The sequence below is a fragment of the Pseudomonas sp. H11T01 genome (genome assembly GCF_048515765.1).
In the GTDB taxonomy this organism is placed as follows: Bacteria; Pseudomonadota; Gammaproteobacteria; order Pseudomonadales; family Pseudomonadaceae; genus Aquipseudomonas.
The window spans coordinates 204566-231285 of the sequence record NZ_JBLYED010000008.1 but is presented as its reverse complement, the minus strand read 5'-3'; the positions used below and the strand labels follow the sequence as shown (position 1 = coordinate 231285).

Below are 26720 nucleotides of genomic sequence, written 5' to 3'. Positions count from 1 at the left end.
ATCAGTTGACCGAAATCACACAGTCGAAGGTTTCTACCGCCGGCACTTCTGGCGCCCATGGTTGTGAATACGTCAGACGCAAGCGCCCCTTACCGGCCGCGAAGGTCTGAAAGCGCCAGGTCGATTGGCCGGCACTGCCCACCAGCCCGGCGTCTTCCGGGTTGCTGTAAACCTCAGGGCTGAGTCTGCGCAGCACGCCCCCGGCCGAATCCTGAATCGCCCAGCGATAACCCGTGGTCGGGTTGCTTGGCAGCGTCAGGATCAGGTTCTGCCCGGTCTTCAGCTGCATCGGGCAGTCGCTCTGTTTATCCACAGTGACATTCTGCCTGGGTTGGCTGGCGCAGGCGGCGAGCAGGGTGAGAGCGAGGGGGGCAAACAGGCGGGTGGGGGACATAGGCTCAGCGGCTCCGGCGTTCACGACGAACGGCGAGCATAACTGAAGTCAGGCGGAATGCTAAATGAGTTTACGGATTCAAAAGACACTTGTGCCCGACCAAGTGCCTTTGAAAATACAGCACGCAGGGACGTCAGCTCGCCTTGCTATTCAATGGTTATGTAAATATCAAAGTCGGCCTTTATACTCAGGGTTTTGCCACTGTTCGTGTTGACAACTATATCGAACCGCTTTGACTTGATGTGTTGTCCGTCTGGTGATACTTCAAGTTCAAGCGTGGCTTCGGTGGCAGTCTTAGGAATCAGGTTGTAGTTGTCTCCAGTTTTGGCGTACTCACCGTAACTCAGGTTTTTGATTTCCTCCGTTGATGAAGGGAATGTATAAGTGCCGGATTTGATGCCGTCCTTTAAAAGGAAACTGAGTGTTCGATGGTCGCTAGTGATTAATGGAGAGTTAGTGCTACTGCCGGAAGACGTATTGACTTCAGTGTACCCCAAGGCGACAAAGCCCCCCGTGCTTCGGATTCGCTCACTCTGATACGGAGCCCTTGAGAAAGGGTTGACGCCTGGAGAAGGACTGTTAGGGAAGGTCGCACTAAGCTGCCCCGTGATGTTTTGGAATTCTCCGGCCAGCGTTTCAAATGTGTTGGATATTTTCATGATGTGCCCTCATTGAATGAACGTCTAGTGAATAGTATTGATCAACAGGTTTTTAAGTCGAGAGGACTCCTTCCATCCCTTTGAATTTCAGTACGTCGTCGTGAATTTTGTTAAATGAGTGGGTGCCGGATTGAGTATTCAGGTCGAGGCCGATACTTATGAAGGTTTTGAATGCCTCAAGTAAAATTCTGTGCTGCTCCTTATATTATGTCCACTGTCAGAACTGACAGTTTTTTAGTGTTAATTTGAATAGCGATTAGAAATTATTGGGGCTTTGGTTATGAGTAACACTGCCCCCAGGATCTGATAGGTGTGCGAATAACAGGTGAATACGCGTGGCCTGTGTGTTTTTTGGACTGACATCATCACAGCCTGCGCCTACAGGGATTGTCATAGACCTGTAAGCGCAAGTTCGTCGTGATAAGGGAGAGGAAAGTGCTAGCGCATATTCAGAACAATACCTTCGCCACATCTGCAAAGCGCTTGGCAAAATGCACGGTAATCCCTTCCTTAAGGTAGTCCGGCAGTTCCTCAAAGTTGCCGCGGTTAGGCTCCGGCAGGATCAATTCGTAGATCTTCTGCCGACGGGCCGCGATGACTTTCTCGCGCACGCCGCCAATGGGCAGCACATGGCCGGTCAGGGTCAGTTCGCCGGTCATGGCCACGCCTTTTTTCGGTGGCTGGTTGCGCGCCAGAGAGAGCAGCGCGCTGGCCATGGTCACCCCGGCGCTCGGACCGTCTTTCGGTGTGGCACCTTCAGGCACATGCAGGTGTACGAACGCCTCGTCGAAGAACTTCGCATCACCGCCAAACTGCTTGAGATGAGAGCTGACATAGCTGTAGGCGATTTCGGCGGATTCCTTCATCACGTCACCCAATTGTCCGGTGAGTTTAAAGCCGCGATTGAGCGTGTGAATCCGCGTTGCTTCGATCGGCAGGGTGGCGCCGCCCATGCTGGTCCAGGCCAGCCCGGTGATTACTCCGGTGCCGGACAGCACTTGTTCATTGCGGAACACCGGCATACCGAGGGAGGCTTCCAGGTCCTTGTTGCCGATCTTGATCACCGCGTTCGGCTCGTCGATCAGCTTCATCACTGATTTGCGCACCAGTTTGCCCAGTTGCTTTTCCAGTTGCCGCACTCCGGCCTCGCGGGCATACCCGTCGATCACTGCGCGCAGAGCGCCGTCGCTGATGGACAGGCTGCCTTTGGAAACGCCAGCCTTCTCCAGCTGTTTGGGCCACAAGTGACGCTTGGCGATGGCTATTTTTTCTTCAGTGATATAACCGGACAGGCGAATCACTTCCATCCGGTCCAGCAGCGGGCCGGGGATTGAGTCCAGGGTATTGGCGGTGCAGACGAACAGCACTTTCGACAGGTCCAGACGCAAGTCCAGGTAATGGTCGAGGAATTCGACGTTCTGTTCCGGATCGAGGGTTTCCAGCAGCGCCGAGGCCGGATCGCCCTGGTAGCTCTGGCCCATTTTGTCGATCTCGTCGAGCATGATCACCGGGTTCATCACTTCGACGTCTTTAAGAGCCTGCACCAGTTTGCCCGGTTGGGCGCCGATGTAGGTCCGGCGGTGGCCCTTGATCTCTGCTTCATCACGCATGCCGCCGACGCTGAAACGATAGAACGGCCGCCCGAGGGATTCGGCGATGGACCTGCCGACGCTGGTCTTGCCCACGCCCGGCGGGCCCACCAGCAGCACGATGGAACCGCTGATCTCGCCTTTATAGGCACCCACTGCGAGGAATTCGAGAATCCGGGTCTTGATGTCACCAAGCCCGGCGTGGTGCTGATCGAGCACTTTGCGCGCGTGTTTGAGGTCGAGATTGTCCTTGCCATACACGCCCCACGGTACTGCCGTTGCCCACTCCAGGTAATTGCGGGTCACTGCGTATTCCGGCGAGCCGGTTTCAAGGATCGACAGCTTGTTCATTTCCTCTTCGACGCGCTTTTGCGCCTGAGGCGGCAGGACTTTGCCCACCAGACGCTGTTCGAACTGTTCGATGTCGGCGCTGCGGTCGTCCTTCGTAAGACCCAGCTCCTGCTGGATAACCTTGAGCTGTTCCTTGAGGAAGAACTCACGTTGATGCTCGCCGATCTTGCGGTTCACTTCAGCGGAGATTTCTTTCTGCAAGCGCGCGACTTCGACTTCCTTGCGCAGCATCGGCAGAACTTTTTCCATGCGCTTGAGCATTGGCACGCAATCGAGCACTTCTTGCAGCTCACCGCCTGTCGCCGAAGTGAGGGCGGCGGCGAAGTCGGTCAGGGGCGACGGGTCGTTGGGGCTGAAGCGGTTGAGGTAATTCTTCAGCTCTTCGCTGTACAGCGGGTTGAGCGGCAGCAATTCCTTGATCGCGTTGATCAGCGCCATGCCGTAAGCCTTGACCTCGTCGGTCGGATCGCTCGGCTGGTGCGGGTATTCGACTTCCACCAGGTACGGCGGGCGATGGTGCTTGAGCCAGGTGCGAATGCGCACGCGGGTCAGGCCCTGGGCGACGAATTGCAGTTTGCCGCCTTCGCGGCTGGCGTGGTGGACCTTCACCAGCGTGCCGTAGAGCGGCAGGCTCGAGGTGTCGAAATGTCGAGGGTCTTCCTGCGGCGTGTCCATGTAGAACAGCGCCAGGGAGTGATGATCGGATTTGCTGACCAGCTCCAGGGTTTCGGCCCAGGGCTCTTCGTTGACGATGACCGGCAATACTTGCGCCGGAAAGAACGGCCGATTGTGGATCGGAATGATGTAGACCTTGTCCGGCAGATTCTGCCCGGGAAGGGCCAGGCCAGTGCTCTCGGTGTGGTGTTCGGCGTTTTCTGGGTCGGCGTAGTCGTTGGGGTCTTCCGGGAATTCTTGCTGGTCGCTCATGGGGCACCTGCGCATAGGGTATGGAGGTTAGATGGGGCAGGTCGGCGGCGGTTTCAATGGTGAGAAGTTGTTAACGGTTATTTCATGAGCAGCATTCAGGGTGCAGACAGGTCAGCCGGTTCGCCTCACATTGATTCGCCCGGAATTTTAATCGTTTGACTGTACGCCTTCGCGGGCAAGTCGGATCGCCGCACCGCCGCTCCCACAGGGGATGTGATCTAAGGTGGGAGCGTGGCTTGCCCGCGATCGACTGCGCAGCGGTCGTAAAACCTGAGAGCACATTCGGTTTGACACACCGCATGCACCGATTTTACGACTGCTCCGCAGCCGAACGTAGCCTTCGGCAACTGCTACGAAAACGCATTCCAATCGAAGCTGACTATATTGATCGCAAGCCTTGCGCGGTCACCGTAGGGGCTGGCGGAGCCTGCGATCTTTTGATCTTCTGCCCGCTTACAGCGCCTGCTTCTGCAACCGCCGCCCGATCACATCCAGCAAATCACACCCATCGCGCAGCGGAATGGCACAGAGCCGCGCAAAGTCGTGCAGGATCACTGGCGTACCTCTGCGCCTACAAGCCGTTGCTGCGCAATGGTGCAGACCAGCGAATGCCACTCCCAGAACCAGAGCGCAAAAATCGTCCTGCTCCATCGAAGTGATATTGAATTAATCGATTTTAAGTTTGGGATTACGCACCTCACTAGCAACTTGGGCTACGGATGAAGTGGGTGTCGAGTTTGGAGCGTCCGCCCTGACTATTTGGCCAGGATTGAACTGATTGGGTACAACGACCACTTCGGTCAGTAGGATTTCAGAAGGTGGTTTGTTGCCGGAAAAATAGGAAATTCTGTTTCTGAAGGATTTTAAAAGGTCACCATTTTTGATCACTTTAGACACTTTGTGCGTCGTTTTGAGGACTGCGCTCATGGTCAAAGCAGTTTTGCCTATATTCAGTAAAGTGTCCGCTAATGGCAGGTCTGCGACTTTCATCGAATGTCCCACAATCGTGCCTGCAGAACCAATTTGGGCGAATACTGTGGCGGCCCCGAGTAGACCAGGCGGGCGTGGGCGCAGACCCAAGACATATGTCTTCCACGTGCCCTTCAAGACTGTTTTAGTGAGCTTGAGAGCTGTACCCAACATCTCGACGAACTGCCCCGTCGGATCCCCAAAGTTAACCGGGTCTCCATGGCAATACGCATACGGATTGATCCCGCCCTTTCCAAACGGACTCAGACGGTCCGGGCTGTTAAACCGCATCAACACTGGATTGAACGCTCGATGGCCATTGCCCAACAAATAATGTCCGGTCACCGAATCCGGGCGTTCGCCATTGAAACCCAACACACTCAGCAATCCACTGTCGGCGGGGCGATAACCGTAGGGCAAATAAGCGATGGCGTGGGGCTGAACACCACGCGTGAGTAACACTGAACGTTGCTGATCAGTCGCCAGTAAAGTCGTTTCGACCGCGTCACCCTGTCGCTGCCGTTGTGCCAAAAGCTGATCACCTTGTTGAAATATCGAGCACTCCACCTGTCCCTGAATCTCGGTAGTCAGCCGGCTTTTGCAGTAAAAGCGCTGGAGGGCGACCTGTTCCAGCAGCGAAATACTGACGAGGTGGTCCAGCGGGTTGTAGTGGTAGCGGCAGAGTACGGTCTCTTCTTGGGAAGGCATGGAACGAACTCCTGCTGGTCTGCTATGCAGGGAGTTAGATTCGATGTTTGTACGCAGACCGTCTACTAGCAGAACTGCTAGGTAGACGCTGTTTGATAAGCGTGAATACGTCAGGGTGGTTGTCGGCCAGAAAGCAGTACTTAGGGGGAAGGGAAGGATGGGAATTAACAGCCTCCTCCTGATTCGATCCTGCGAAATAAGTCTCGTGACTGATAAGCTGTCGCAGAACCGCCCTACGCTTTTCCAGTCTTATGGATAGGCCCTGAACCGCAGTGAGGAATAGCATGAAGTCGCGCATCTGGCGTTTGGCAGGTGTTGGTTTGTTGTGCATGAGTGTCAGCGCGCAATTGCTGGCTGGGGAAGGGGATGATCAGCAGCATCCTCATGGTCAAAATGGCGGGGGACAGCGTGAGCATGGTTCCGAAGGGCGCTCGGGAAATAATCAACAGCGTCCGGAGAACAATCAGCCGCGCCCGCAAAACAATCAAGCGCGTCCAGAGAACAATCAGCCACGTCCAGAGAACAATCAGCCGCGCCCGCAAAACAATCAAGCGCGTCCAGAGAACAATCAGCCACGTCCAGAGAGCAATCAACAACGTCCGCAAAATAATCAGCCTCGCCCGCAGAACGAGATTATTCGCGGCGAGAACAGCCGACAGTTTGAACACAACGGCCAGAATCAGGGCGGCCAGTGGCAAAACCGTCCACAGCATGATCCCAACGAGCAGGGCCGGCCGATGCAGCAGCAACCGAGCAACAACCGGCCGGTGCAACAGCAACCGAGCAACAACCTGCCGGTGCAGCAGCAACCGAGCAACAACCGGCCGGTGCAACAGCAACCGAGCAACAGCCTGCCAATGCAGCAGCAACCCAGTAACAACCGGCCGGTGCAGCAGCAACCAAGCAACAACCTGCCGATTCAAAGCCGGCCGGATACCGTCCGCCAGACCCAGGAGCCACAGCGTGGCACCTATCAGGACGTGCCTCGGCGCAATGACCACGATCAGCACTGGCAGGCCGGTGGCGCCGGTTCGCGTCAGGGCGATGACGGTCGCCGCAATGACGATCATCGCTGGCCGGGTCGACCGGAGGGGCATGGCAATGGCTGGGGCCCTGGGCCGCAATACCGGCCGGGTTATGTGATCGATCGGTTCCCGGATCGCAATTACCGCGTACCGTATCGCGGTCAGGATTACTTCTACTCCGGCGGTTACTGGTATCGCCCGCATGGCCCGCGTTATGTGGTGGTCAGGCCGCCTCGTGGCATCCGCGTGAGTTACCTGCCCGATTACTCACAGGAAGTCTGGATCGGCGGCGCACTGCTCTTCCTCGCCGCTGGCGCTTATTACATGTATGAAGAGAGCACCCAGGAGTATGTGGTTGTCGATCCACCGGTTGCCAGCCCACAACCGGTCAGCAACGGCTATGACGTGATCTCTTACCCGGCCAATGGGCAAACACCTGAGCAGGTCAATCAGGATCGCTATGACTGCTATCGCTGGGCAGTCGAGCAAAGCGGCTTCGATCCGGCTGCCGTCACCTATCAACCGGCGCCTGCGATAGTGCAGGCCTACCATCAAGCGCAGGGCAACTGCCTGAGCAATCGCGGTTATCAGGTGGCCTACTGAGTTAAACCTTCTCGGCGGTCACTACTTCTTGCGGGTCGGCGTGCACCAGCACCTCGGCCCGCGGGTAAGCGGCGTTGATCGCCTCGGCGGCACGATCACTGATGCCGTGAGCGACGGATAACGTCAGCTCACCCGGTAACTCCAGATGCAATTGTACGAACCAGTGGCTGCCGGAGATCCGTGTGCGCAGGTCATGGGCGCCGAGTACGCCGGGTACGCTGCAGGCCAGCTCAAGCATGTGCTGGCTGACGTCCGGCGGCAGTTCTTCATCCATCAATACTGAAACGCTTTCCCGCGCGATTTGCACGGCGCTCCAGAGGATGTACACCGCAATCGCCAGACCAAACCAGGCATCCAGTTGCTGCCAGCCAAAACTGGCCAGCACCAGTGCCACCAGAATGCTGGCGTTGAGCAGCAAATCGGAACGGTAATGCAGCGAGTCAGCGCGAACCGCAGTCGAGCCGGTTTCGCGGATCACCCGATGTTGCACCATTAATAGCGCGACCGTCAGCGCCAGCGATAACAGCATCACGCCAATACCGATCCACGGAGCGCCCAGCGGTTCCGGGTGTTTCAGACGCTCGATCGCTTGCACGGCAATCAACACCGCACTCACCGCGATAAACAACGCCTGGGCAATGCCCGACAGAGACTCGGCTTTGCCGTGCCCGTAACGATGGTCATCGTCCGCAGGACGCAATGCGTAATGCACCGCCAGCAGGTTGAGAAACGAGGCGGCGCCGTCGAGCAGAGAGTCGGTGAGACCGGCCAGCAGACTGACCGAGCCGCTTAACCACCAGGCGATGGCCTTGGCTACGATCAGAATGCTCGCGACCGCCAGCGAGGCGCGTGTCGCCAGACGTAACAGGCGAACGTGTTCCGGGCTACTGGTCATGGGTGTTTGCGTTCCTTCGAGTACGCGATATCACGCGGCGGGTTGCAGACCGTACAGGGCCAGTTGCTGAACACTGCCTTTGTGCTGGATCAGACGCGGATCATCCAGCGGAAAGCTGCGGCCCAGTTCGCGTTCGAGAATAGCCTGCAACTTGCTGTTATCAACCTTGCCGTCAGCATCGATGGCCTGCTGGAGTTTTTCCGGCGCAACTTGTGCGGTCTTGCCAGGTTCCAGGTAAATGGCACCGGTGGCGAAGTCCACGCCGAAAGCGATCAGTCCCGGAATGATGTAGAACAACAGACCCACTGCGTCGAGGGCCGCCACCACCGGGTCGATTTTGCCTTCGATCTGGCCGCGGCGGTCCGGGAAGAAGATCGAACCGCAAGCGGTCATTTGGGTCAGCAGGGTAGCGAGCAGAACGCCGCCAATAACACGTGAAGGAATACGCATGTGGATCTCCTGAGCAAACTCGAAACGAAACGGTGAAAGAGCGTTGTCGCTATCAGTTCAGACCATGATTAATGCTTGGCAGTTCGCCGTTATACTCGCGCTCGGCAGGGCGTGCTCACAGTAAATTGAGGTCGCGCCATCACCCCGGAAGACGCAAGAGTACATGAGGAGTGAGGTTTGGTTTTCCCCAATCAAAGACGAGTAACGGCGGATACCGCTTTCCGGGGTTCTGCCCTTCGGGTTGAAACTGTGAACGCGCCATGCGGCGTTGCGGGACTTGGTAAGGAAACGACCCTTACCAGCGTCCCGCGCCTTGCCTGGCACGCTCACAGTTCCAACGCGATCCGCAATTTACTGTGAACACGCCCTGTGGAGCCAGCATGATTTCTCTGCCGATTGATGAAGTTTTACCCGCGCTGCGTGAAGCCTTGGCGACACGCCACGAAGCCGTGCTCGAAGCACCGCCCGGCGCCGGTAAAACCACCCGCGTGCCGTTGGCATTATTGAATGAGCCATGGCTGGCGGGGCAAACCATTCTGATGCTCGAACCGCGTCGCCTCGCCGCTCGCGCGGCCGCCGAACGGCTGGCCAGTGAGTTGGGAGAAAAAGTCGGCGAAACCGTGGGCTATCGGATTCGCCTCGACAGCAAAGTAGGGCCGAATACTCGCATCGAAGTGGTTACCGAGGGGATTCTCACCCGCCGTCTGCAAGATGATCCGGCGCTGGAAGGCGTCGGTTTGCTGATCTTCGATGAATTCCACGAGCGTAGTCTCGATGCTGATCTAGCGCTGGCATTGAGTCTCAATGGCCGCGATTTGTTTCGTGACGATCAACCGCTGAAGATTCTCTTGATGTCGGCGACCCTCGAAGGCGAGCGCCTCGCAGGCTTGCTCGATGACGCGCCGATATTGCGCAGCGAAGGACGCATGTACCCGGTAGAGATGCGCTGGGGCCGGGCGTTTCAGCCGGGGGAATTCATCGAACCGCGGCTGGTGCAGACCATCCTCGAAGCCTTGAACGACGAAAGCGGCAGCCTGCTGGTGTTTCTGCCGGGGCAAGCGGAGATCCGCCGGGTCCATCAACAACTGGCCGACGCGCTGGGCGAACGCAGTGAAGTGCTGCTCTGCCCGCTACATGGTGAGCTGGATCTGGCCGCACAACGCGCCGCCATCGACCCGGCACCGCCCGGCCAGCGCAAAGTCGTGTTGGCCACCAACATCGCTGAAACCAGCCTGACCATCGACGGTGTGCGGGTGGTGATCGATGCCGGGTTGGCGCGGGTGCCGCGTTTCGACCCGGGCAGTGGCATGACGCGTCTCGATACACAACGGATCTCTCGCGCCAGTGCCACCCAACGTGCCGGGCGAGCGGGGCGTCTGGAACCGGGCGTGTGTTATCGCCTGTGGTCACAGGACCAGCACGAGCAATTGGCGGCTTATGCCAGTGCGGAAATTCTTTCGGCCGACCTTGCCGGCCTGGCCTTGCAACTGGGACGTTGGGGCGTGACGCCCGGGCAATTGATCTGGCTCGATGTGCCACCGGCGGCGGCTTATGCACAGGCTCAGGATTTGCTCGAGCGTTTGGGCGCATTGGAAGGCAAGACCGCTGAGGACTGGAAACTGACCCGTCACGGTCAGGCAATGGCCGAACTGCCGGCCCATCCGCGCATCGCGCATCTGTTGTTGCGTGGGCAGGCGCTGGGGCTGGCGGACATGGCCTGCGACGTGGCCGCATTGCTCGGTGAACGGGACATTCTGCGTGGCGCCGGTGCGGATCTGCACAGCCGGCTGGTGCTGTTGTCCGGCGAAGAGCGAGCGGCTCGCGGTGCTCAAGGTGGCGTTCAGCGGGCTCGGCAATTGGCGCGGCAATACCGGGGTTATCTGCGAGGTAAAGCTTCGGAGTCGGTCAGCGATCCTGATCATCCGCGCTGGCTGGGCGCACTGCTGGCCTTGGCCTACCCGGATCGTGTCGCACAGCAGCGGCGTGCCGGTGGCGCCGAGTATCGCTTGGCCAACGGTCGCGCCGCGCTGTTCGCCGAGGCCGATAGTTTGATGAAACAACCCTGGCTGGTGATCGCCGATTTGGGCAGCCGTCAGGGGCAGCGTGAAGAACGGATTTATCTGGCGGCGGATTTTGATCCGGCGCTGTTTGACTCGGTGCTGGCTGAACAGGTGCGCAATGTCGATCAACTGGACTGGGACGAGCGCGAAGGCGTGCTGCGGGCCGAGCGTCAGCGCAAGGTTGGCGAACTGGTACTCAGCCGCGAGCCGCTGACTGGTCTGGATGAAGCGGCACGCAGCCAGGCACTGGTGAGTCTGGTACGGCGCAAAGGGTTGGAATTGCTGCCGTGGACGCCGGAGTTGCGCCAGTGGCAGGCGCGGGTGGCTTTGTTGCGTCAGCTGGATATGGAGGGGAAAGGGCAGAGCGAATGGCCGGATGTCAGCGATGCAGCGCTGCTGGCTAATCTGGAAAACTGGTTGCAACCCTATCTGAGCAAGGTCTCGCGGCTTAGCCATTTCGCCAATCTGGAACTGGCCAGCATTGTCCATAACCTGCTGCCGTGGCCCTTGCCGCAACGCCTGGATGAACTGGCTCCGCATCATCTGAGCGTACCTTCCGGGTCGTCAATTCGTCTGGACTACAGCGAGCAGCCGCCGATTCTGGCGGTGCGTTTGCAAGAATTGTTCGGTTTGGCCGAAACCCCACGCATTGCCGGTGGCCGGCAAGTGGTCAAGCTGCACCTGCTGTCACCGGCGCGCCGGCCGGTGCAGGTGACGCAGGATCTGGCGAACTTTTGGCGCAGCACTTATGCCGAAGTGAAGAAGGATCTGAAGGGCCGTTACCCGAAACACTACTGGCCGGATGACCCATTGGTGGCTGAAGCGACAGCGCGGATCAAACCAAGGAAGTAATGGTTAGGATGTTCGTTCCCACACTCCCGCGTGGGAATGCCTCACTGGACGCACTTCGATAGAGCCCGGTGGCAATAAATTATTGGATGTCTTTTATGGGAAGTATTTGCAAATACGCCTAAAACTTTAGTCAAATTATTGACTAACATACGCACCGCCTAGCGCAACCTGCCACCCAAACGCTTTCGGCGCATTCGTAACTGCTTTCCTTGCAGCCTTCACATAGCCCATCAGGATCACCGGCGCCTGCGCCCTTGTCACAGCGGTGTAGATGAAGGCATGAGCCAGCGCCTGTGATTTGCGCAATGGCACGATCACTCGCCTAACGCTGGTTGCTCAGGGCACCGTCCAGTGGCCTCAGTTCAAGGCCTGGAGGTGTCTACCGTTCAGGGGGTAGTCCAACCTGCCTTCAAAGGTGTCTACGAAACTAGAGGCGATTCATTTCGCCTTGAATGAATCGCTTCATTAAGACAGGCCTTGCGATGAACTCGATGGGATCATCGCAAGGCAAATGGCCGCGTTCTGTACAGGTACTGGGTCGGCCTGAGCCACTCATTGCCGCGATGACAGCCGCTGATGCAACACACCCTGTGGACTGAACAATGTCAGCTGATCGTCATCCACAGCCAGCAGCGCAGAAAGGTTCAAGCGGTCTTCACGAATCGCGGTACTGAAATGCTTTAGGTCAGCATCCGAGACGCTCACCAGCCCACCATTACCAACCACCACCACGCGGCCATCGGCCAACTGGGTCACGGCGGTGATCGCCTCCTGGCTGCCGCTGTCCAGCTCGCGCCAGGAATCGCCGCGGTCTTCGCTGAGCAGCACCCGCCCGCTCATGCCAGCCAGTAGTACGCGGCCGTCGCGCAATGTGATGCCGCTCCATAACGAGCCACTGACGCCGGTATCCAACGCCTCCCATGTCACACCGTTGTCGCGCGAGCGGTAGGCGTTGCCGCCCTCCGCGGCGATGAACAGGCTGCCATCCGGTGCGCAGAAGATGTGATTGAGGTGATAGTCATCATCGTTCGCGCCCAGGCTCAGGCGTTGCCAGCTCTGGCCACCATCCTGGGTCTCGCTTGCGTAGCCATAGGCGCCGGTGACTATGCCGTGGCGGGTGTTCTCGAACCAGACGGAAAGCAGTACGGGTTTGTCTTCCAGGTGCTGCTGCAGAGTCCAGTTCTCGCCAGCATCGCTGGTGTGCAACAGCACGCCGCCATGACCGACCGCCCAACCATTTTGCGCGTCGGCGAAACTAACCGCGGTCAGCAGCGTATCGACAGGAACCGCCCTGGCTTGCCGCCAGCCCTGCCCCCCCTCGGAGAGCGCCACGACGCCATAATCGCCCACCGCGACCAGGCGCTCACCGGCCTGGCTCACCGCCACCAGCGGGGCGTGTTGTGCTTGGGTCTGGCGCATGGCGGGAGTCAGTTCAGCGGCACGGCTGTGGAGGACCATGTTGGCGCCTGCCAGCAAGGCGCAAACCAGCAGCAAACGCACGGGAGTGAAGTCTCTCTTGGGCATTTCGTGTCCTCCAATCAGTGCGCAACCAGAGGCGCGCAAACCGGCCCCCGACGCGGAATCAGCACATCCAGCATCACTGCGATGGCCGGTAACAGGGTGATCGCCATCAGCATGTTGACCATGAACATGAAGGTCAGCAGTAGCCCCATGTCAGCCTGGAACTTCAGCGCCGAGAACGACCAGGTGGCCACACCGATGGACAGGGTGATGGCCGTGAAGATGGTCGCCACGCCGACCTCGCGCAGCGCGAGCTTGAAGGCGCTGGCGATGTCCAGCCCCTCGGCCAGGTGCAACTGCAGGCGGTTATAGATGTAGAAGGCGTAATCCACGCCGATGCCGACCGCGAGCACCATCACCGGCAAAGTGGCGACAGTCAGGCCGATATCCAGCGCCTTCATGAAGCAGTAACCGAGAAAGGTGGCCAAGGTCAGCGGCAGGCAGCAGGCGACCATCGCTCGCCAGTCGCGGTAAACCAGAAAGACCAGCAGCACGATGGTCAGGTAGATGTAGAGCATCATCGGCAGCTCGGAGCTTTCGACGATCTCGTTGGTGGCCGCCTGCACCCCGGCATTGCCACTGGCGAGGCGCACGTTCACCCCCACCATTGGGTGCTCGGCGCGGTATTGCTGCACGGCCGCCACCAGGGTTTTCAGGGTGCTGGCCTTGTGGTCGGCCAGATACAGGTTGACCGGCAGCAAGCTGCAGTCTGCGTTGTACAGCCGCAGCCCCTCGGGTACCTGGCGCACCGCTTCACCGAGTGACAACTTATCCGCCGGTAGCGCCGCCCATTTCGGATTGCCCTCGTTGACTCCGGAGGCCGAGAGCTTGGTCAGTACAGGCAACGACTGCGCCGAGAGCACACCCGGCACATTGGCCAGGTACCAGGTCAGGCGGTCGATGTAGGCCATCACCTCGTGCTGATAGCAGCTGTTCTGCGGCGTTTCCACCGCGACTGTGAATAGATCCAGGCCGAGACCGAAATGGCTGACCACGCTTTCCACGTCTTTGTTATAGCGCGAGTCGATATGCAGCTCCGGCGCGCCCGGCAGGACATGGCCAACATGCCGACCCTGGCTCTGCCACACGGCGGCGACCAGCAGCACCAGACACAGCACCGCCCCGATTGCCGCATTACGCGTCTCGGCGATGCGCCCGAGCTTGAGCATGGCGCCGTCACGCCCGCGGCGAAGTCGATCGACGCGTGTCACATAGGCCTGATCGAAGCGGAAATAGCTGGCCAGCACCGGCAGCATGATCAAGTTGGTGACTATCTTGTAGGCCACCCCAACCGAGGCGGTGATCGCCAGTTCGCGAATCATTGGGATTGGCACCAGCACCAGCGTAGCGAAGCCGACGAAGGCGGTGATCAGCGCCAGCGTGCCGGGAATCAGCAAGCCGGAGAAGCTGCGGCGCGCGGCGGTCATGCCATCGGCGCCGGCGCAGATCTCCTTGGAGATGAAGTTGACCTGCTGCACGCCATGGGACACGCCGATGGCGAACACCAGGAAAGGCACCAGGATCGCCAGCGGGTCAAGGCCGAAGCCGAGCAGCGTGATGGTGCCGAACTGCCAGACCACCGACACCAGCGAACAGCACAGCGGCAGGAAGGTCAACGCCCAAGAGCGGGTGTACCAATAGACCGCCAGCACGGTGAGCAGGAACGCCAGGGCGAAGAAACCCATCACCGACGTGGCGCCAGCGCTGATGTCGCCCATCTGCTTGGCGAAACCGATGATCTGCACCTCGTACTTGTCGTCGCCGTACTTGGCCCGCACTTCGTCCTCCAGGCGCTGGCTGAACTCCAGGTAGTTCAGGCGTTGACCGGTCTGTGGGTCAGGATCGGCCAGCTCGGCCAGCACCATGGCCCCGGAGTAGTCGTTGGCCACCAGGCTACCGACGAAGCCGCCGACCAGGGTGCGCTCACGAATGCCGACTATGGCCTGGTCGCTCAGAGTGGCAACGGTGACGTCGCCCCCCACCACATCCTCGGCCTTCATGCCCTCTTCGGTAATCTGTACCGCGCGGGTGTTCGGGGTCCACAGCGAGGTCACCGTGCGGCGGTCGATGCCGGGCATGAAGAACAGGCTCTGGGTCAGGTCGTTGAGCTTGGTCAGCGCCTCCTTGTTCCAGATATCGCCGTCCTTGGCGTGCAGCACCACGATGATGCGATTGGCGCCGAACAGCACGTCGCGGTACTGGTTGAAGGTCTTGATGAACTCGTGCTGTTGCGGCAGTTGCTTATCGAAGCCGGCAGACATGCGCAGCTGCGCGGCGAAGCCGCCCATCACCAGGGTCACCAGGGCCAGCACGCCGAGGGTGGCAAGACGATTACGGAAGAAAAAGCGCTCGAGGCCGAGCACCAGGGAAGTCAGCATAGTTATGCCTTCCTGAAATTACCAAGCGAACGGAGCAGGGCGGGACTGGCCCACCTTACGCCGGCGGTCAGAACGAGTAGGAAATGTTGCCGCTGATGAAATCGCGGTCAGTCATCAGGTTGTTGCCGCCACCGCCCCAGTACTGCACCCACTGCAGGCCACCCTTCCAACGGTCGCGGTAGTTGAACAGCAGGGAGCTGGTCAGCGACTTGCGGCCCTCGACGAAAGGCAGCGCGTTCGGCGTGGTGCCGTTGACGTCGTGGTAGAAGTCCAGCTGCGGAGTGAGGGTGATACCGCTACCGAACGCATTCGGGTAGTTGATGCCCATCTCGGCGACGTAGCCCCAGGAGGTTTTGTCCGGCAGCGAATAGTCCGGGAGGAGGTACGGCGTCTCGCCCGAGGTATCCAGATCCGGATAGTGGGTGACGACCGCCTCGGCCAGCAGGAAGCCATCGGAGGCACCCAGGCTGCTGGGAATGAAGCCCAGCGGGTCGCTGGCCGAGAAGCTGTAGACGGCATTCACATGCGCCTGCCATTTCTTCTCTTCGACATAGCCCTTGCTGACGCCGTTGTCGTACACGCTGAATTCATTGAACTGGCCGGTGAAGGCCGCGCCAAAGGGGACCAGGGGGTCGATGCCGACGCTGTCGTTGGGCCGGTAGGACAGCTCCGCGCCGACCGCCACCGGTCCCACCATGGTGTTCATCGACAGGCCGAACAGATTCTTGTCTTCGCCGTAGTTGATGAAGTAGTTGTCGACCAACAGGGTATCGGGGGCGCTGGTAGCTGTGTAGCCGACGAAGGGCAACTTGTCATGGTAGCGCTGGTAGAACAAGCCGAACTCGGTCTTGATCTCCTCCACCGTCCAGCGCAGGGCGATGCCGTACTGGCCACTGTTTTTCGCTTTATGCTCGCCGGCGTAGGGAATCGCCAGCCCCATGGCGAACATCTCCTCGTCGCTCAGGCCGCTGATGCTTGGCGCGCCGCAGCGTCCCGTGGGCGTCAGGCCAGCGCAGGTCAGGCCGAGCAAGGGGCTAAAGATATTGTTGACGAAGCTGGTCGAGAGGTAGATCGGCAGATTGCCCGCACCCACCACATCGGTCCCCGAGTAGTAGGTGCCTACTGGGTCGATGCCGTAGGCGTTCCACTTGAACTGGTAGTAGACCTCGAGGCTGAGGGTCTCGGTCAGCCCGAGGTTGAACGAAGCCATAGGTGCCGGGATGAACACCTCCTTCAGTTGGGTGCCGGGGGTGTGGTAGTTCGGAAGGTTGATGGCGTTGATCTGGTTGATGCCACCGGTCACGAAGATTTCCTCGCCCCAGCTGATCACCTGGTTGCCGACCTTGACCTTGGCCGGCATCTCGCCCAGGTCGAAACTCTTCGCCACCCAGAGGTCGAGCAACTGCAGGCGCTCGGTGGCTTCCCGCTTGGCGTCGTCATCCAGTTCGGTGTCTCGGGTGTTATCCATCTTGAAGTCTTTCGCCCAGGCGACCCGGCCGAGTGCGCTCCAACCCTCACCGAGTTTCAGGCTCAACTCATGGTTGCCCTTGACCACTTGCGAGAAGACATCGTGCTTGTTGTAGTTGAGGTTGCCATCGTCAGCATTGCTGTAGCTGATATCGGCGTTGGCGTAGCCATTACCTTTGCTCAGATTGTAGAAACGCCCGGTCTCGGTGTGGGTGCCGTTGTTACAGCCACCGCTGTCACCGCCGAGGCTATGGCAGTTCTGCGACTCCAGGCGCTGAGCGAAGCCATAGGACAGACTCGAATCCAGGCTGCCGGATATCCCCGCTTCGGAGCCGAAGCGAAACGCATGGCTCGGCGCCATCCAGACCAGGCCGCAGGCCGCCATCATCACCAGGGTCAGGCTGTTTTTCACACGCGGGAAGCCCGGCGCGGCAAGGGCCGCGCCTTTGTTTTTGTTATGCATGAGCTTTTCCTCTGAGCGGACTTAACGTTCGCCGCGGCGACGCAGTTCGTCGGAGTTGAACATCTTGTCGTTGACCCGACCCTCGAGGCCTGCGGTCAGATCGAGCACCTTGCCTTCCTGGGTAAAGCCGTCGGCAATGTAACGACGGGCGATCAGGTCATAGCTGACGTACTCGATGGAGGTGCATGCCTGGATCTGTGGATTAGCCCAGACGCTGCCTTCCTGGGCACGCCAAAGGTTGCCCTTGGCGTCGAACATATCGATGTGCAGCAATGCCCAGCTGTCCTCGTCGAAGTAGAACACCCGCTTGGCTAAGGAGTGGCGCTTGTCAGCTTTCACGCTTGCCTCCACCACCCAGACCCGGTGCTGCTCGTAACGCTGCACGTCACGATTGAGGTAGTCCTGACCGATCAACTGCTCATAGCTGTTCGACTTATCGACCAATTTGTAAGAGTTGTACGCAACAATCATTTCCTTTTTGCCGACCAGCTTGTAGTCGTAGCGATCCAGCGCACCGGTGTACATGTTGATCTGGTCAACGTAGTAGAGGCTGTCGGAGCCAGCAATCGGGTTGTCGTAGGCAAAGGATGGCGCACGCCGAACGCGGCGTTGGCCAGGGAAGTAGATCCAGGCATCCTGCGGCTTATCCAATTGCGCATGCACCAGGTACATCTCGCCCGCCCGGGACGAGGGTGTAAGCAGGTCATACATCAGCTTGGCTTCGACATTGCCGGTATCTGTCGGCGCTTTTACGGCCGGGTCGTTATAAGGGTAGAACTCATAGGATTTTTGCTCGATTCGCGTCAGCGCCCCGCCCTTTTCCCGCATCAGAAACGCGGCATCGAATTGCCGACCCTTGGCTATATAGCGCAATTTGTAGTTCCACATCGCCTCGACACCGCTGGCCGGTAGCGGAAACGGAATCGCCTCGCCGGCCGCGGCTTCCAACTGCCAACCGTCAGCGCCAACCCTGCTCTGTGCGGCGAATTTTTTGGTGCGCTGCGCCACGGCGTCTGGAAAGGTGCAGCTACGATGGGTCGGATAAACGTCCACACGGTAGCCGGGATAGGCCTTGATCAGTTCAATCTGGCCGGCGGGCAACTTTGACTGATGTTGACCGAGATTCTTTGCATCGATGCTGAAAAGCACCTTGTCAGCCCCATAGGGGTCACCATGGCCTGGCTCCCAGCCAGCCGGGGCATGGGTCAGGCCACCCTCCCAGGCCGGAATGCTGCCATCAACATTGCCAGCCTGTTCCGCGCCGAAGGGGGTGAGTTGTTTGCCGAGTTGCTCCAGTTCAGCTGAAGTGGCCGCCTGTGCCGTGCTCATGCCCCAGCATGCAAGCATGGCGCTAAAAAGCAAAGTCCGTTTGAACATGCTATTCACGAGGTGTCTCCTATTATTTTTAGAGGTCGGAGTGCAGGGCTGGGCGGCGTTCGCACAGCCTTCTAGCGGCGCCAGTGAACTAGATAAACAGGGTTCGATTGGCTATCAGATAGTCGCGCAGGGCCAGGGGAGGGCGGCCAGTCAACTGCGCAAAGCTGTCGGTCACAGGAATGTCGACGTAATCGCGGGTTTCATGACGGAAGTAGGTCATGAGCAAATCGAAGGCCTCTCCGGTGGCGGTGCGCAGGGGCTGGTCATCGTTCACCAGCGCAACCGGCTCACCGATAACTTCACCCAGTAGCTCGGCGAGCTGGATAAAGTCGATGCGTTCAGTGCCGGTGACCAGATACTCGTGACCCACGTGGGTTGCGGCATCGCTTGCCAGGATCTTGGCTGCTGCTGCGGCAACGTCGCACTCAGACAACCACAGGCGCGATGCATGGGTGGCCTGCGGCATGGCCAAGCGCCGGTGTTGTTTAATCTCGGCAGCCAGGAACCAAGACACATTGAACATCAGCCAACTTGCAACATTGAGGTAGGTCATGGGTAAGCCACTGGCATCAAGCAGTGGCTTCGCGACAACCGAGAGGCTGGCCCCACATCGGGTGGCCAGGATGTCCGGCTCCAATTGATCAGCCGTCAGCCCTGGCGGGAGTGAGATCAAGCGCAGTACCTGGGCAGCACAGCCGGCTTCCTGGATGGCGTTAATCAGGTTGGGGGTGACGATGCTTTCGTCGGTGTAAAAATCCGGCGAGACAATAAACACCTTGTCTACGCCGGCAAAAGCGGCAGGCAGACTGCCAGGGTCGTACCAGTCGGCCTTAAGTACTTCAGCCTGTGGATGCAGGGCACGCAGTACATCGCAGCCAGAGTCACGGCTGCTAGTCAGACGTAAATTTATACCTGGGTATTTCACCGCCAGTGCTTGAGCGGTAAGTCCACCAATATTTCCTGTGGCACCCATAATTAGCACTCTGCTTATATTGTTCACAGTCAATAGGTCCTGTTGATTGATTAAATATTTCGCCTTGCTGGTAAAGATAGAGTCACCACTTACGCCCGCGCAAGTTGTAGTTTATGCATCAATTCTCAGCGCGAATTGCAACTGCGGCTGTGCCGTTTTATGTGTTAATAAATGGCGTGAGTCGATCCTGTATGGCGGTCATTAGATACCTGTTTTTAATAGGCGCAGCGCATAGCGTTGGGTCGATTATTTGCGCAGGTAGGGTGCAGGCGTTAGCCAAAATCCGCAGTGTTTGTGGTATTTAAATTTTTGCCGGGCGCGGTTAATCCGTGTTTCGGCGAAATGTGTTGCGCGCGTGCAGAATTAGCGCTGGCTAGTTAGTGCTCTGGCGCTATTTTTCACTTAATAAATAGCTATACATTTGATAGGGACGTTACTTGGCATGGCAAAGACACTTGCGGTCTTTACTGGGCGAAACGTTACTGTGCAGGGATAGCTGGCTGGTTATGTAGGGGACGACATCACGTTAACTGGCATAACGTCGGCGCGTCTCGGATGGCAGATCGCCGAACAGGCGCTTGTAATCTGCGCTGAAATGCGACGGATGCCAAAAACCCCAGCGCGCAGCAATATCCAGCACGGAAGTCTGTGGCCCGCCAGACTTGATGTCCTGCCGCACATAGTTGAGTCGCAAGGCGCGTAAGTAGGCCACTGCGGTCATGCCCAAGACGTCCTGAAAGGCATATTCCAAGGTGCGTGAGCTAACCCCCAGATAGTGACAAAGCCTGGCAATGGTGAAGCTCTCACTATGGGGGTCGTGAAACAGGTATTCGCGCGCCCGTGCAACCAGGGTATAGCGTTGTTTGGGCATGGCGAATGCGGACAGGTTGTCGCCGTTGCCAAGCAGCTTGAGCACCTGTGTGTAAATGGATTCGGTCAGTGAGTCCTGTGCATGCTGGTGTTGCAAGGCGGCCGGATTGTTGAGCAGAACGGTCAGTACGGTTTGCAGAAATGTTTGCAGCTCAGCGGCCTGATCTGGCATGACCTTTAGAAAGGCCGTTTTGTTAAGGCTGCGAGCGACATCGGCATCTTTGATTTGATCGGCATAGGCAGTGAAGACGTCAGTATCGAAGCTCAGGGTCAGCAAGTCGCTTGAGTGTGCTGTGTAGTAGGTAAAGGTTTCATCCTCGGCAAAGCAGACGATTTCCCGGTGATTGACTTCGGTGCCGCTGAACAGGGCAGGTTGGGACAACGCCAGCGGCAAGGCAATAGAGCGCGAATTAGCTTTGGTGGCGAATTTAACGCACATGCGCTGGGACGTGATTTCGCGAAACAGTTGCATGCCGGCAAAACTCACCAAGCTGGAGCGCCCGGCAAAGGCGCCGTTGCTCAACTGCTGGACCTCGCTGGACCAGCCAGGCAGGGTCGCGCCATAGTCATCAACGTCATGCAGTTCTGCAACGCTGACTGCGACGGGATCAGTCGCGATCAATGGAGTAGGGGAGTTAAAGTCGCCGCTGGTGTTCACTGGCAATCTCCTCAGACAACATAGGGTTCTTGGCGGTCGCTCCGCCGAGCACTAGGCGCCTTATCCCATGCGGCGCGCACCACCACTACTCCTGTTATCGCCCATCGTGCTGAAGGTTCACTCACGATTGGCCTCACGCAGCTTAAGCCATTGGAGCTGCCGCCGTTAGCCAATAAACGCAATTTGCACAATGCGGATATTGGGTAACACCTGGCTGGGCGTTGATCTGACAATACGGCCATCAGGTTATACCCGTTTGCCGAGGAAGCCGATGACCTGCGCTGGCGCTGCCCCAGTACTGGTTAAGCCAGCCCATAGGGTGCAGTACCGGTGGGTAATCAAAAAACTCCCAGTAAAGACTGAAAGGATAGCGGCAATGTCTAGCAGAGATATGATGATTTATGCGGCTGTTTCGTCCTTGGTCTGGGTTGGGTTTTATTACGGTTACCTCTTTCTCAAGTTGAAAAACGACATGTTGGGCTACGAGTGGTTCTTTCTGGCTGTGTCTGCAACCAACGTGATTTTAGATAAAGCCGGTGTATTTGGATTTTCCGCGTATGTCTGGCATTACCTGGATACGTTTTCAAAATTGTTTGGTGTCACCGTTATTGGTGCCATCGGTTTAATGAAAGTGACGCATAACTTTGAATTGTCCAACGGTAAGGAGATTCTGGTTTTTGTAGTCGCGCTTGTTCTCAGTTATGGTTTTGAAACGCTGGACTTTATGCGGGCGGCATTGCCGGTCGCCTCGATGTTGGCGGCCGTACTCTTTTTGATCTTCTGCGGTTATATCGTGCAGCAAGCATTTAAATACAAACTGATCTTGCACGGCTGGTTGATGATTGTGCTTATTGTCCTGAATCTGTTTGTCGCAGCTATTCAAGATTTCATGGTTCTGCCCAACGAAGACACTGCAATTTTTTTCAATAAGTGGGTTATTGAAACCCTGGCATGGTCGTTAATTTTTGCTGAGATTTTCTACGTGTATCGCGACTTGGTGCGCAAGAAAGGTATTGCTTAGGCAGGCGGCCATGAATAGTGAGAAAGCCCCAATCGCAGCCAACTTGAATAGATTATGGATAGTATCGATATGTTCAAACGTTTAGCGCGCTATTTCATGCTGGGCACTGCGCTGCAGCTGCCCTTGGCACTGGCTGAAATCCCAGTGGAGCAGGCCAAGGTCGAAACCCTGGCAGCCCATGAAGGCCAGCATTGGTTCTGGGTATGGGGCAATCGAGCGCCGACGCAGATTGATGGTCGAGCCTTTTTGTTTGATGACAGCGGCAAGATGCTGGGCCAGCTCGATACCGGCTTCTGGTTCAACAGCCTGCTGCCTGCGCAGTCACGCAATGAATTGTTTTCCGTAGAAACCTATTTCAGCCGGAGCACTCGGGGCAGCCGTACTGACATGGTGACGGTGTATGACCCGTTGACCCTCGCGCCCAAACGGGAAATCCCGATTCCGCCCAAGCGCATCAACGCCCTGGGCAATACCGGCTTGAGTGTGTTGTCGGACGACGAGCGTTTTCTCTTGGTGCTCAATTTCACCCCGGCGCAGTCCATCAGCATCGTCGATCTGGATGCCGACCGCTTTGTGAGCGAGGTGGAAACACCCGGCTGCGCTTCGATCTACCCGGCCGGCAAGCGTGACTTCTATGCCATTTGTGGCGACGGCGGTTTTCTTCACCTGCGCCTGGGTGAACAAGGTCAGGTACTGCTCAAGCAGCGCAGCAAGCCGTTGTTCGAGCCGCTTAAGGACTTGCTGTCCACTGAAGCCTCACGAATAGGGGATACCTGGTACTTCGTTTCTCGGCAAAGTCAGGTGTATGCCATTCAGATGGGCCCCGATCAGTTGCGCGTATCCCAGCAGTGGTCGTTGCTTAGCGCGGATGAACGTAAGGACGACTGGCGCATGAGCGGCATTCAGCACACCGCCGTACATGCAGCGAGTGGCCGATTGTTTGTGTTGATGCATCAAGGCGGGCCAGACACCTTTCAGGAGCCGGGCACCGAAGTCTGGGTCTTCGATGCGAACAAGGGCGAAAAAATTCAGACCATCGAACTTGCTGAGCTGAGCATCGCTATCGGGGTCAGTCCCGGCGTCCAACCGCGTCTTTACAGTGTGGACTGGGTGCTGCCGATGCCCTTGCTGGCCAGTGCCTGGATTTATTTCACCGAGGGCCAGGATGGTGTGCTACGTCGTCTGCAGCAGGACATCAATCTTTACGATGTCGAGAGCGGCGCACATCTGCGCAGCATAACTGGACTGCCTTATGGATATCTGAACATGGTGCGGCCATGGTGATCAGCCTGCTTAGCGAACCGGTCTGGTTGACCGCCATAAGTTTTGGCCTGGCCCTGCTGCTGGGGGCTGCAGGGTGGCACAAATTACGCGACAAGCTTGGGTTCACGGCGGTGTTGCAGAGCTATGACGTGCTTGCGCAAGGGCTGATTCGTCCAGTCACCTTGCTGTTGCCATGGCTTGAGATAGTCGCCGCAGCCGGCTTGTTGTTGGCTTTCCGGCAGCCCTTTGTTGTGTTGCTCGCGGCGGCGTTGTTGCTGACCTATGCGACTGCAATGGCGCAGAGCCTATTCCAGGGCCGGCGCATTGCCGACTGCGGTTGCCAAGCGGGCGCCCAGCGCCAGGCAGTCAGCTGGCCATTGGTTTGGCGCAACCTGATTCTCATGCTGCTCACCCTGAATCTGCTGCTGTCGCCGAGCGGCCGAATCTTGGTTTTCTACGATTGGCTGGTGATTGGCTGCGTGCTGCTCAGCGGCAGTGCCTTCTACCTTCTGGCAAACACCCTGATTGCCAACCAAAACTCTGCCCGAGAACTATCCCTATGATCGAAGCACTGATTGTTTCCAATAGCCTTGCCTGGTTGGCCATCATCGGTTTGTTGGTGACGGTGCTGGCCCTGACCCGGCAAATTGGTCTGCTGCACGAGCGCATCCGACCGGTTGGGGCGCTGTCGCTGGGCAAGGTGATCAAGGTCGGGGATGAGGCGCCAGTCTTCAATCTACCGAGCCTGACCGGCGGTGCGCTGAGCCTGGTTGGAGTCAATGCTGACGGACTTTCAACGCTGCTGTTCTTCCTTTCGCCGACCTGCCCGGTGTGCAAGACCTTGCTGCCGGTGCTCAAGTCGGCCCAGGCAAAGGAGCGTGCCTGGCTGCGTGTGATCCTGGCTAGTGATGGTGACGAAGGCGAACAGTTGGCCTTCATTCGGCGTGAAGGGCTAGATGAGTTCCCATATTTGCTCTCTCCCGAGGTTGGCATGGCTTACCAGATTGGCAAGCTGCCCTATGGGGTGTTGATTGATGCCCAGGGCAAGGTGACCGCACACGGCCTGATCAATACCCGCGAACATCTGGAAAGCCTGTTCGAGGCGAAAAGCCTTGGCTACGCCACGGTTCAACAATTTCATGCGGCACATGGCTGAGTTGCCAGGCACACGCATCGAGGGCAATGACGATGGAAAACAATTGGCTTGATCAAGTGACCGAAAACTTGACCCGACAGACCGCTCGCAGCACTTCGCGTCGTGGTTTTCTCGGCAGCTTGGGCACTCTGCTAATCGGTGCGGGCGCCTTTACCCTGCTGCCGGTCTATCGCAACAGTGCCTTTGCTTCCACCGGCATTGCTGAAGAAGGCAATCCCAATAGCTGCGACTACTGGAGACATTGTGCGATCGACGGTTTTCTCTGTGGATGTTGCGGTGGCACGGCCAGCAGCTGTCCGCCGGGCACCGTGAAGTCGGACATCACCTGGATCGGCACCTGCCGAAACCCTACGGACGGCAAGGACTACGTCATTTCCTACAACGACTGTTGTGGCAAAAGTAATTGTGGGCGCTGCATCTGCCAGCGAGATCAGGGCGACACGCCGATCTATCGGCCGCAGAGCTCGAATGATCTCAATTGGTGTACCGGCAGTCAGGCGAATGTGCCTTATCACTGCTCGCTGTCGGTGGTGATCGGGGTGAAGGAACAATGATCCGGGCAGCTGCTCTGGGATTTCTCCTGACCAGCAGCTGCAGTTGGGCGACCGAGCCGGCTCAGGTCGACTACATGCTCAATTGTCAGGGTTGCCATTTGCCAGATGGGAGCGGCTTTCCCGCGCGTCAGGTGCCGGATTTGCGTAATCAGATGGGTCGCTTTCTCAGTGTGCCGGGCGGTCGCGAGTATCTGGTGCAGGTGCCGGGCTCTGCCCAGACTGCGCTGCCCGATGCAGATCTGGCACGCTTACTGAACTGGATGCTCAGCAGCTTCAGTGCGGCGCAGATACCGGCAGATTTTCAACCCTATACCGCTGCTGAAGTAGGCACCTTGCGTCAGCATCCTCTGGCCAGCCCATCAGTCGTTCAAGCGCATCTGCTTGAACAGATAGTTCAGCGCGAGCAACAGCAGCACAGTGGAGCATTAGCAGATGAATAAGATGAACAGCTTTGCCTTACTGATTCTGGCTCCACTAGCCACCCAGGCGGCGGAAGCTCCCGCTGCAGCACTTAGTGCAACCTGTGCGGTGTGCCACGGAGTAGAAGGTCAGGGTAATCAGACTTTGGGCGCACCGCGCCTGGCGGGGCAGAGCGAACAGTATCTGGCTCGTCAGCTGATGAATTTCAAAGCCGGCCGGCGCGGCTATACCCAACAGGATCAGGCGGGGCAGAGCATGCGTGCGATTACCATGAGCCTCAGCGAAGAGCAGCTTTCCAGTCTGGCCGCGCACTACGCCGGTCTGCAACTGGCCAAGGCGCCACAGCCTAACAGCGCCACTGCCAAGGCTGGCGCACCACGCTATCAGGATACCTGTGCGGCTTGCCACGGCCAGTTTGCCCAAGGTTATTCACACCTGCAGGCACCTAATTTACGAATCCTTGACGGCTGGTATATCGATCAGCAGCTGAACAGTTACGCTCAAGGTTGGCGGGGGGCAGATGAGTATTCCGATATCCAAGGTAAGTGGATGCGAGCCATTGCTACCCAGATCAATAACGAAGAACGGCAAGCCGTGGTCGACTTCATAGAAACGCTTGGTGTTGATCAAAAGTAAGGTAACCCAGTGCCACACCTTTACTGGCCAGGATCTTTCAGGCCAGCAGATCAAGTGCCTGGATAGCGGTCGTACCTCGTACATGGTCGTAATCCGAGCATCCCGGAGGTTCTGCTCCATCCCCCACTCTCGGATGTAGCCATGGCCGCCGTATACCTGCATGTCCAGACTGGCACACTCAGCGGAGATCTCAGTCATGAAGCCTTTGGCAATCGGCGTGAAGAACGCCAGCAGCGAAGCGGCTGCAGAACCCTCATGGGGTACCCCGCACAAGTCCTTATCTACCAACTGTGCCAGGTAATACAGGAGGGTCCGCCCGCCTTCAGTCAACGCCTCGAGGCGTCAGAATGATTCGGCGAATATCTGGGTGTACCAACAACAGACCGGCTGGCCGCTAGGGGAACTTCACGCCGTTCAGTGAGCGCCCTGCCTCACGGCTTCGAGCATAGGGCAGCGCGTTCTGAGAGGCTCGCTCGCAATG

General features: G+C 58.0%; 22 protein-coding genes and 1 pseudogene. 9 read left to right on the top strand and 14 right to left on the bottom strand.

Annotated features, from left to right (window positions below; all coding sequences use genetic code 11):
- Position 1 precedes the first annotated feature (1 nt).
- The 5 genes from ACN1C3_RS13450 to ACN1C3_RS13430 form a co-directional block, all read right to left on the bottom strand.
- Positions 2-394 (bottom strand): protease inhibitor I42 family protein, encoded by a 393-nt coding sequence (locus ACN1C3_RS13450; protein ID WP_419116296.1) that lies wholly within the window; start codon positions 392-394, stop codon positions 2-4.
- Between the two features lie 146 nt (positions 395-540).
- The gene (locus ACN1C3_RS13445; RefSeq protein ID WP_419116295.1) at positions 541-1053 is read right to left on the bottom strand and encodes a hypothetical protein; all 513 of its coding nucleotides are present in this window, start codon (positions 1051-1053) and stop codon (positions 541-543) included.
- Between the two features lie 449 nt (positions 1054-1502).
- Positions 1503-3920: an endopeptidase La gene (gene lon, locus ACN1C3_RS13440; protein ID WP_419116294.1), complete on the bottom strand. Its 2418-nt coding sequence runs from the start codon at positions 3918-3920 to the stop codon at positions 1503-1505.
- Between the two features lie 666 nt (positions 3921-4586).
- Complete coding sequence (locus tag ACN1C3_RS13435) at positions 4587-5597, bottom strand: RHS repeat-associated core domain-containing protein (protein ID WP_419116293.1); 1011 nt, start codon at positions 5595-5597, stop codon at positions 4587-4589.
- Positions 5598-5830: 233 nt separating this feature from the next.
- Positions 5831-6310: a hypothetical protein gene (locus tag ACN1C3_RS13430; RefSeq protein WP_419116342.1), complete on the bottom strand. Its 480-nt coding sequence runs from the start codon at positions 6308-6310 to the stop codon at positions 5831-5833.
- Here ACN1C3_RS13430 and ACN1C3_RS13425 point away from each other — a divergent pair.
- Positions 6233-7225 carry a DUF6515 family protein gene (locus ACN1C3_RS13425; protein WP_419116341.1) on the top strand — a complete coding sequence of 331 codons (993 nt, stop codon included), beginning with the start codon at positions 6233-6235 and terminating at the stop codon, positions 7223-7225. The genes ACN1C3_RS13430 and ACN1C3_RS13425 overlap by 78 nt on opposite strands.
- A 1-nt stretch (position 7226) precedes the next feature.
- On the opposite strand, the gene ACN1C3_RS13420 is transcribed toward ACN1C3_RS13425, so the two are convergent.
- The gene (locus ACN1C3_RS13420; RefSeq protein WP_419116292.1) at positions 7227-8120 is read right to left on the bottom strand and encodes a cation diffusion facilitator family transporter; all 894 of its coding nucleotides are present in this window, start codon (positions 8118-8120) and stop codon (positions 7227-7229) included.
- Positions 8121-8150: 30 nt separating this feature from the next.
- Entirely contained in the window at positions 8151-8570 is a 420-nt protein-coding gene (locus tag ACN1C3_RS13415; protein ID WP_419116291.1) for a polyribonucleotide nucleotidyltransferase, read from the bottom strand.
- A 380-nt stretch (positions 8571-8950) separates the two neighbouring features.
- Here ACN1C3_RS13415 and hrpB point away from each other — a divergent pair, with 380 nt between their 5' ends.
- A complete protein-coding gene (hrpB, locus tag ACN1C3_RS13410; RefSeq protein WP_419116290.1) occupies positions 8951-11482 on the top strand; it encodes an ATP-dependent helicase HrpB in 2532 nt (843 codons plus the stop codon).
- Between the two features lie 552 nt (positions 11483-12034).
- On the opposite strand, the gene ACN1C3_RS13405 is transcribed toward hrpB, so the two are convergent.
- The 6 genes from ACN1C3_RS13405 to ACN1C3_RS13380 all read right to left on the bottom strand — a co-directional run bounded on the left by ACN1C3_RS13405 (position 12035) and on the right by ACN1C3_RS13380 (position 21189).
- Positions 12035-13006, bottom strand: coding sequence for a YCF48-related protein (locus ACN1C3_RS13405; RefSeq protein ID WP_419116289.1), 972 nt, complete (start codon positions 13004-13006; stop codon positions 12035-12037).
- A 14-nt stretch (positions 13007-13020) separates the two neighbouring features.
- Positions 13021-15381 carry an efflux RND transporter permease subunit gene (locus tag ACN1C3_RS13400; RefSeq protein WP_419116288.1) on the bottom strand — a complete coding sequence of 787 codons (2361 nt, stop codon included), beginning with the start codon at positions 15379-15381 and terminating at the stop codon, positions 13021-13023.
- A gap of 67 nt (positions 15382-15448) precedes the next feature.
- Entirely contained in the window at positions 15449-17311 is a 1863-nt protein-coding gene (locus tag ACN1C3_RS13395) for a DUF1302 domain-containing protein (RefSeq protein ID WP_419116287.1), read from the bottom strand.
- Between the two features lie 21 nt (positions 17312-17332).
- Complete coding sequence (locus tag ACN1C3_RS13390; protein ID WP_419116340.1) at positions 17333-18688, bottom strand: DUF1329 domain-containing protein; 1356 nt, start codon at positions 18686-18688, stop codon at positions 17333-17335.
- An 88-nt stretch (positions 18689-18776) separates the two neighbouring features.
- Positions 18777-19661 (bottom strand): NmrA family NAD(P)-binding protein, encoded by an 885-nt coding sequence (locus ACN1C3_RS13385; RefSeq protein WP_419116286.1) that lies wholly within the window; start codon positions 19659-19661, stop codon positions 18777-18779.
- A 526-nt stretch (positions 19662-20187) separates the two neighbouring features.
- Entirely contained in the window at positions 20188-21189 is a 1002-nt protein-coding gene (locus ACN1C3_RS13380) for a helix-turn-helix domain-containing protein (protein WP_419116285.1), read from the bottom strand.
- 376 nt (positions 21190-21565) lie between these two features.
- On the opposite strand from ACN1C3_RS13380, the gene ACN1C3_RS13375 reads away from it, so the two are divergent.
- From ACN1C3_RS13375 to ACN1C3_RS13345, 7 genes are all read left to right on the top strand, one after another.
- Positions 21566-22210, top strand: a complete 645-nt coding sequence (locus tag ACN1C3_RS13375; protein WP_419116284.1) for a hypothetical protein — start codon at positions 21566-21568, stop codon at positions 22208-22210.
- Positions 22211-22279: 69 nt separating this feature from the next.
- On the top strand, positions 22280-23494 hold the full coding sequence (locus tag ACN1C3_RS13370) for an amine dehydrogenase large subunit (protein WP_419116283.1): 1215 nt from the start codon (positions 22280-22282) through the stop codon (positions 23492-23494).
- Positions 23488-24036, top strand: a complete 549-nt coding sequence (locus ACN1C3_RS13365; RefSeq protein ID WP_419116282.1) for a MauE/DoxX family redox-associated membrane protein — start codon at positions 23488-23490, stop codon at positions 24034-24036. The genes ACN1C3_RS13370 and ACN1C3_RS13365 overlap by 7 nt, the downstream gene beginning before the upstream one ends.
- Positions 24033-24629, top strand: a complete 597-nt coding sequence (gene mauD, locus ACN1C3_RS13360) for a methylamine dehydrogenase accessory protein MauD (protein WP_419116281.1) — start codon at positions 24033-24035, stop codon at positions 24627-24629. Before ACN1C3_RS13365 ends, mauD begins: the two co-directional genes overlap by 4 nt.
- Positions 24630-24661: 32 nt before the next feature.
- Positions 24662-25183, top strand: coding sequence for a methylamine dehydrogenase light chain (locus ACN1C3_RS13355; protein WP_419116280.1), 522 nt, complete (start codon positions 24662-24664; stop codon positions 25181-25183).
- Positions 25180-25623, top strand: coding sequence for a c-type cytochrome (locus tag ACN1C3_RS13350; protein ID WP_419116279.1), 444 nt, complete (start codon positions 25180-25182; stop codon positions 25621-25623). The genes ACN1C3_RS13355 and ACN1C3_RS13350 overlap by 4 nt, the downstream gene beginning before the upstream one ends.
- Entirely contained in the window at positions 25616-26239 is a 624-nt protein-coding gene (locus ACN1C3_RS13345; RefSeq protein ID WP_419116278.1) for a c-type cytochrome, read from the top strand. Before ACN1C3_RS13350 ends, ACN1C3_RS13345 begins: the two co-directional genes overlap by 8 nt.
- An 87-nt stretch (positions 26240-26326) precedes the next feature.
- Here the strand turns inward: ACN1C3_RS13345 and ACN1C3_RS13340 are convergent.
- Positions 26327-26569 (bottom strand): annotated as a pseudogene (locus tag ACN1C3_RS13340) (acyl-CoA dehydrogenase family protein); the annotation flags it as partial.
- Positions 26570-26720: the final 151 nt, after the last annotated feature.